This is a genomic window from Bartonella sp. CM31XJBT, assembly GCF_028618555.1.
Lineage (GTDB): Bacteria > Pseudomonadota > Alphaproteobacteria > Rhizobiales > Rhizobiaceae > Bartonella.
In genome coordinates, this window is the sequence record NZ_JAQITD010000046.1 from 1 (window position 1) to 6644 (window position 6644).

At 35.1% G+C, this 6644-nt stretch carries 4 protein-coding genes; 1 reads left to right on the forward strand and 3 read right to left on the reverse strand.

Features of this window, described 5'->3' with window-relative positions; translation table 11 throughout:
- Positions 1 to 769: 769 nt before the first annotated feature.
- Positions 770 to 1969 carry an MFS transporter gene (locus tag PVV63_RS09700; protein ID WP_273791675.1) on the forward strand — a complete coding sequence of 400 codons (1200 nt, stop codon included), beginning with the start codon at positions 770 to 772 and terminating at the stop codon, positions 1967 to 1969.
- A gap of 42 nt (positions 1970 to 2011) precedes the next feature.
- Here the strand turns inward: PVV63_RS09700 and PVV63_RS09705 are convergent, their stop codons facing one another.
- The 3 genes from PVV63_RS09705 to PVV63_RS09715 all read right to left on the reverse strand — a co-directional run.
- Positions 2012 to 3436 (reverse strand): MFS transporter, encoded by a 1425-nt coding sequence (locus tag PVV63_RS09705; RefSeq protein WP_273791676.1) that lies wholly within the window; start codon positions 3434 to 3436, stop codon positions 2012 to 2014.
- 118 nt (positions 3437 to 3554) lie between these two features.
- The gene (locus PVV63_RS09710; protein WP_273791677.1) at positions 3555 to 4769 is read right to left on the reverse strand and encodes an NADP-dependent isocitrate dehydrogenase; all 1215 of its coding nucleotides are present in this window, start codon (positions 4767 to 4769) and stop codon (positions 3555 to 3557) included.
- Between the two features lie 916 nt (positions 4770 to 5685).
- Positions 5686 to 6644 (reverse strand): tyrosine-type recombinase/integrase (locus PVV63_RS09715; RefSeq protein WP_273791678.1); only part of this gene is annotated, 959 nt, incomplete at its 5' end.

Sequence of the window (6644 nt, forward strand, 5' to 3'; positions counted from 1 at the left end):
AGTTTTAATGTAATAAAAATTAAATATTAATCACAATAATTATCATATATTATAAAATATCAATATATATATTGAAACAAAACTTATTATATTTGTTTTCTGCTTTGTTTATAGAATTTATCTGAAAATAATCATAATATATTTACGTGAATATTTTAATTTACAGATAGTGAGTTAGATATCTGATGCGATTCCTCTGTGAGGGAGGGGGAAAGATGCCTAAAAGAGGATATTTAATAAATCTAGAAACCAAGCACTATTATCATGAGAATTTTTAAAAGACTCTATAATAATTTATAAGAATGGCCTAAAGTTGAAATTATAGCTTATCGATTTGGGGGATCTGCATTTAGGTAGCAAAAATAAAGCAACAATAATTGGGGGAGAAGTTTTATCTTTGTATCAAGATAATGATGAGATATTGTTCACTTGTTTGAAATGCATTATTCAGCAAATTTTAGAATTATTTATAGGGTATAGTATATCGTTGTTAAAGTTTTCACTGTAAAATTTCAACGGCTGAAAAGAGGAGACAAAGTTTATTATCTGGTAGATCTGATAGAAATAGGTGAATACGTCTATGATCTTGAGGTTTTCAAAGATTTTCCATTAAAGAATCTTACTTAAAACTCCATAAAATGCTTTATATATAAAAATATTTCTAAAACTTTATTGGGGACTATTGGGCATGCGTATAACAATGTTTTGAATTTTTGTTTGTGTGTATTACAGATATTTACAGTTAAAACTCCTATCCAGAAGTGATGATATGAGGGATTCTTATCAACAAAAGGTTCTTGCATTGGGAATTGATTCGAGAATACGACGTTTAATAATTTTAGCTCTTGCCGTGGGCAGTTTTGCTATTGGTACTGCAGAGTTTGTTGCAATGGGGCTACTGCCAGAGATGGCACGAAGTTCCTATGTTGATATTCCTACCGCTGGTCAATATATTTCTGCTTATGCATTAGGAGTTGTGATTGGAGCACCTCTTTTAGCTGTGGCAACAGCTCAGGTATCACGCAAAACTGTTTTGATAGGCTTGATGCTTTTTTATGCCTTAGCAAATATTGCTAGTGCCTTTGTTTCTGATTTTAGCATATTAGTAGTATTACGCTTTCTCAGTGGACTTCCCCATGGAATCTATTTTGGACTTGCGGCTATGGTTGCCTCTTCAATGGTAGAAATGAAAGAACGTTCTAAAGCTGTTGGATATGTTATGCTTGGCTTAACAATTGCAACCGTTTTGGGAGCACCCAGTGCTACTTGGATTGGTCAACTTATTGGTTGGCAGATTGCTTTTGTCCTTGTGGGGATGATCGCTTTATTATGTTGTTTGCTTATTTGGAATTTTTTTCCTTGTGATTCAAGTTTTCCAAAAACGAATCTTTTGCAAGAAATGGGTGCATTAAAGCAAAAGCAGGTGTGGCTTCTTTTGTTGATGGTGTCGGTGGGAGCGTCAGGATTATTTTCTGTTTTCACTTATATCAAGCCAACATTAATGCATATTTCTGGTGTTTCACTTGAGTTGGTACCATTTATTATGCCGTTAGTTGGATTGGGAATGGTGATAGGAAATCTCTTGGGGCCTAAATTAGCTGTTAAAATTGGTATTTCGCCGATGATATTTTTTTCTATGCTTTGGAGCGTATTTGTTTTTTTTATTTTTTTCTTTTTATCCTATGCTCCGTTAACAGCGGCAATAGGATGCTTTTTTGTTGGAACTTCTTTTGCTGCTATGCCTTCTATACAAACAAAAATTATGGATGTTGCCCTACAGGGACAGGTTTTGGCAGGAGCATTAATGCAGTCTGCTTTTAATATTGCCAACGCTCTTGGTGCAGAATCTGGAGCATTAGTTTTAAAATTGGGTTATAGTTATGAATATACAGCTGTTTTAGGAAGTGTTCTAACTTTGTGTGGATTAATGGTTTTTTGCGTCTCATGGTATATGGAGAAGCATGCTTAATGTTTTTTATTTTTAAAATGAAGAAGGTATTTTTATGTTTATTTAATTATTGGAATGTCCTGTTGGATTTTTTAACATGCAGTAAGAAATGCGCAGCGCTAATGGGATAGCAAAACAAAATAAAAAACCAATGAGCACTACAAGAAGAGTTTTTGCTGCTAAGATCATTCCTATTGTTCCTCCAGGATTAAAGAGTCCGGCAAAATTGGTGATAACTCCGGCTAGAGTTGCACTCAATGCAGCTGAAAATAGTTGTACGGAGGTAAGGGATTCACTGGCACGGAGAGCATCTTCATCATTTGTACATTGTAAAATTCGTGTGAGCAAATGTGGCCATGCTATGCCTGCACTGATTCCAATAGAAAATAGTGCTAAGCAAATAATAAAAATATATTCAAGCGTGGAAACTTCTGTTGGTATGAGCCATAAAAGAATCGCTATGCCTAACAGTTTTAATAGGGGCGAGTATATAATGATGTTGCGAATTTTTTTTGTGGAGACAGCAGCACTTGAGAGGGCTCCACACGTCCACCCTAGGCTCATAAGTGTTGCTATATAACCGGCTATAAGTGGAGCTTGTCCATGAAGTTCTTGAAGAAAAAGTGGTAAATAAAGTTCTATACTGTACACGACTGTTGTCATAACGAGTATTAATGCGTAAACAGGAAAAATTTCAGAAGAGAAAGAAAAGGATTTGCGCGGCAACATAGGATGAAAGCTATATGATTCGATTTTTGCTAAAACAAAGAGAAGACTAAGTCCGATAACTAATCCGCAAATTTTTGCCATTGTTGTGTCCATAGCTCCTCCAACAGAGATGATAAAAATCAATAAGGTGAGTGTGAGAAGCTGGAGAAGAGGGAGGGGGGATGTTGGAACATAGTTTTCATTCTTTTTGGGTAAAATTTTAAAGGCTATGAGTGAGAAGAATATAGCTAATGCGCCAATGATCCAAAAGGATGCTCTCCATAGGCCATAATATACAGAAATTCCTCCGATTGCTGGTCCTAACAAGGTTGATATTCCCCACATTCCAGAGATAACACTTAATGCGTGTGACCATAAAGATGGGCTGAAAACAATACGTACCATGGAATAGGATAGAGATAACAAAGAACCACTTCCCAATCCTTGAATAAAGCGTCCTATTAAAAATAATGGCATAGATGAAGAAATGCTGCACAGGAAAGTGCCTAGGGTAAAGATAAGACCAGAGATAACATAAGCGTTGCGAGGACCTAATTTCCCTAATATTTTTGTTGCAAGTGAAGTACCAAGGAGTGAAGCTGTAATAAAGACAGTCGCCACCCAAGAATAATATTCATTGCCAATATGATTTATAAGGGAAGGTAAAATAGTAATAACAATATAAACATTGGTAGCGTGTAATATAACACCACCTGTAAACGTTAAAAAGCAAAGACCATTTTTACCCAATAAAAGCTCAGACCAGCTCTGTTGTTTCACTGTTTTTTGCTATTTAATAAAAATTTATCCTCTTTTTACTTATAAGGTACTTCTTTGAATTTGCCAAGAGAAATTCAAAGCTCTGTTTAGAGCTTTGAATTTTAATTTAATTAATAACTTAATTGCCCATTGCTTTTTTGAGATTCTCATCAATTTTATCGAGGAAACCTGTTGTAGAAAGCCATTTTTGTTTAGGCCCAATCAAAAGTGCGAGATCTTTAGTCATAAAACCTTCTTCGACGGTTTTAATACAAACTTCTTCCAATGTCGTGGAAAAGTTTTTTAATTTCTCATTGTTATCTAGTTTAGCACGGTGCGCCAGTCCACGTGTCCATGCGAAAATAGATGCAATAGAATTTGTTGATGTTTCTTCGCCTCTTTGATGCTGACGGTAATGGCGTGTTACGGTGCCGTGTGCAGCCTCTGCTTCAACAATTTTACCATCAGGTGTCATGAGAACAGAAGTCATGAGACCAAGAGAACCAAAGCCTTGGGCAACAATATCAGATTGGACATCACCATCATAGTTTTTACATGCCCATACGTATCCACCTGACCACTTTAATGCAGAAGCAACCATATCATCAATAAGACGGTGTTCGTAATATAATTTACGGTTTTCAAATTCAGTTTTAAATTCCATATCGAATATTTCTTGAAAGATATCTTTAAAACGACCATCGTAAGCTTTTAGAATGGTATTTTTTGTTGAAAGATAAACTGGAACATTCCGTTGTAGTCCATAATTAAAGGATGCGCGGGCAAAATCACGAATTGACTCATCAAGGTTATACATAGCCATGGCAACCCCTGCGCTTGGAGCATCAAAAACATCATGTTCAATAACTTGATTGTCATCACCTACAAATTTAATACTTAATTTCCCTTTTCCTGGAAATTTAAAATCTGTTGCCTTGTATTGATCGCCAAAAGCGTGACGTCCTATAATAATTGGCTTTGTCCAGTTAGGAATAAGGCGAGGGACATTTTTACAGATAATGGGTTCGCGAAAAATGACTCCTCCTAAAATATTGCGGATTGTACCATTAGGTGATTTCCACATTTTTTTTAGTTTAAATTCTTTAACGCGTGCCTCATCAGGTGTGATGGTTGCGCATTTTATACCAACCCCATATTCTTTTATAGCATTGGCAGAATCGATTGTTACTTGATCATTGGTTGCATCACGATTTTCGACGGAAAGATCATAATACTTTAGATCAATGTCAAGGTAGGGATGGATTAATTTATCTTTGATATATTTCCAGATGATGCGGGTCATCTCATCCCCATCAAGTTCAACAACGGGGTTTTCTACTTTGATCTTTACCATTAGAAATCCTTTTTCTTTTAAGCGATACTACTTATATAACACTTTCAACTTTATAATGAAAAGTAAAAACAAGGGAAAAAAGCATTCAAATATGAGCTTTTAGAATATATTATCAATAGAGTGTAAAATTTTGTTGGAGGGTTTAATCCTTGAAAAGAAGTGATGTGTTTATAAATCTATAAGTATTCTATGATTGATGAAGAATCTGTTTAATAGATAAGGTAGTTAGATCACCGAGGGACGGGATTGTGCGTTTTTATTATCAGAGATTCCATTTAATAAATTGATCGTATTCTGAATTATAGTTTCTTGATTTGTTGTGTGAGGTGAATAAGCATCTATTTTTTATATTGCTATTTCAACTCTAAGATTACGGTTTGTTTATTTATAAAAAGTTTAATGTGATAACAAAGGCACTGTAATTAGAAATGCTTCATATAAAATGCGTTTGGGATAAACTTCAGTTTTGAAGGTTGGAAAAAACGTATAAATGATGTGGCTGGTTTAATTTAAAAATTAACAGCATACGCAAGAATATGACTTATAAAACTACCGTATCGCGAGCTAGAATACTCTAATTCTTATATTTTATAGATTCTTATTGTTATAACTGTGCGCAGTAAAGCATTATCCTCGAAATGCAACAAAGAAATTAATCACCTAATGATTCTTGTATCCTTTTTACAAAGAGATTCCTTTTAATTTACGAAGAAATTCCTTTTAAAATCTTGTTCTCTCGTTTTTATTTATGCATCCCTCATTTTTAAAAACACAAATAAAATGAATATATTACACATAGTAAGAAGAAACATGGTACGCCCAAGGGGCGGGTATAGAGTAAATAAAATCAAAGAATTATATAGAATATAAGGGAATTAATGAATTTTGATTCTATTACGTTTTTTTGTCTCTGCCCCTAACTTTTTTGGAGCTTTTTTATAGCTTCAAGAGCTAGTCTTTTACGATCTGCACTCTTTGTATAAAGGGATGCCATCTGATCTTCTGTCCAGCCAAAAATTGCTTTCAATTGTGATACTGTTGCTCCAGAATTAGCTGCACGTGTTGCGGCTAATTTTCTTAATCCATGCGCCGATTTTTTAATTCCAGCCGCATTACAAGCGTCTCTAAATCCATTCCCAAAGCTTTCTTTGGTGAATTTTTGATTCACTTTACTACAGATAAATGTTTCTTCTCCAATAGGACCAGTTTCAAGCGTTTTAGCTAATTCCGGTAAAATGGGAAGAAAAACATCTGTTTGGAATTTACTTTTCTCTGTTTTGAGATGAATAATATTGTCTTTGACATCTTTCCAGCCAATGCGTACCGCATCACCACGACGCAAGCCCGTATATAAAAGAACATCAATCCAGACACGTTCATGGGTACCATGATGCCATCTTTGATAATATTTTTCGACATCTTCTTCTGTCCAAACAGGAAATCCCTCTTTGTTTTTGAGGGGGGGTCTTTTTATTCCTAAAGCTGGATTATTTTCCAAAAGACCTTGATCAATCGCCCAATTAAAAAGTCCATTAAGGGCTTTCAGAAAATTTCTAGCCATTGCTGGTGTTTCTTTACGCCGTTCAACACCGGCTATGATATGTTTCTTTTCAATTGCTTGGTATGGAATGTTTCCTATGGTATCACATACCTTCATAAGGATGAGTTCTTTTTGTTTTTGGGTGACTTTAGAAAGGCTATGCCAATTGGAGCTGTTAAAGTATTGTTTAAGTAGCCATGCAAATGACCCTTCAACAAGTTTACCGGTTTTTGATTTAGGAAGTATGAGTCCTTGTAACTCGGCAAGTGCGCTTTTGTAGTTATCAACAAACTCTTGCGTTCCATAGGTGCCGCGTATTCTAATACGTGGTCCAT

What these genes read in the sequence shown, in the direction of transcription:
- PVV63_RS09700 (WP_273791675.1), top strand. Translation starts at nt 770, where the DNA reads ATGAGGGATTCTTATCAACAAAAGGTTCTTGCATTGGGAATTGATTCG.
- PVV63_RS09710 (WP_273791677.1), bottom strand. Translation starts at nt 4,769, where the DNA reads ATGGTAAAGATCAAAGTAGAAAACCCCGTTGTTGAACTTGATGGGGAT.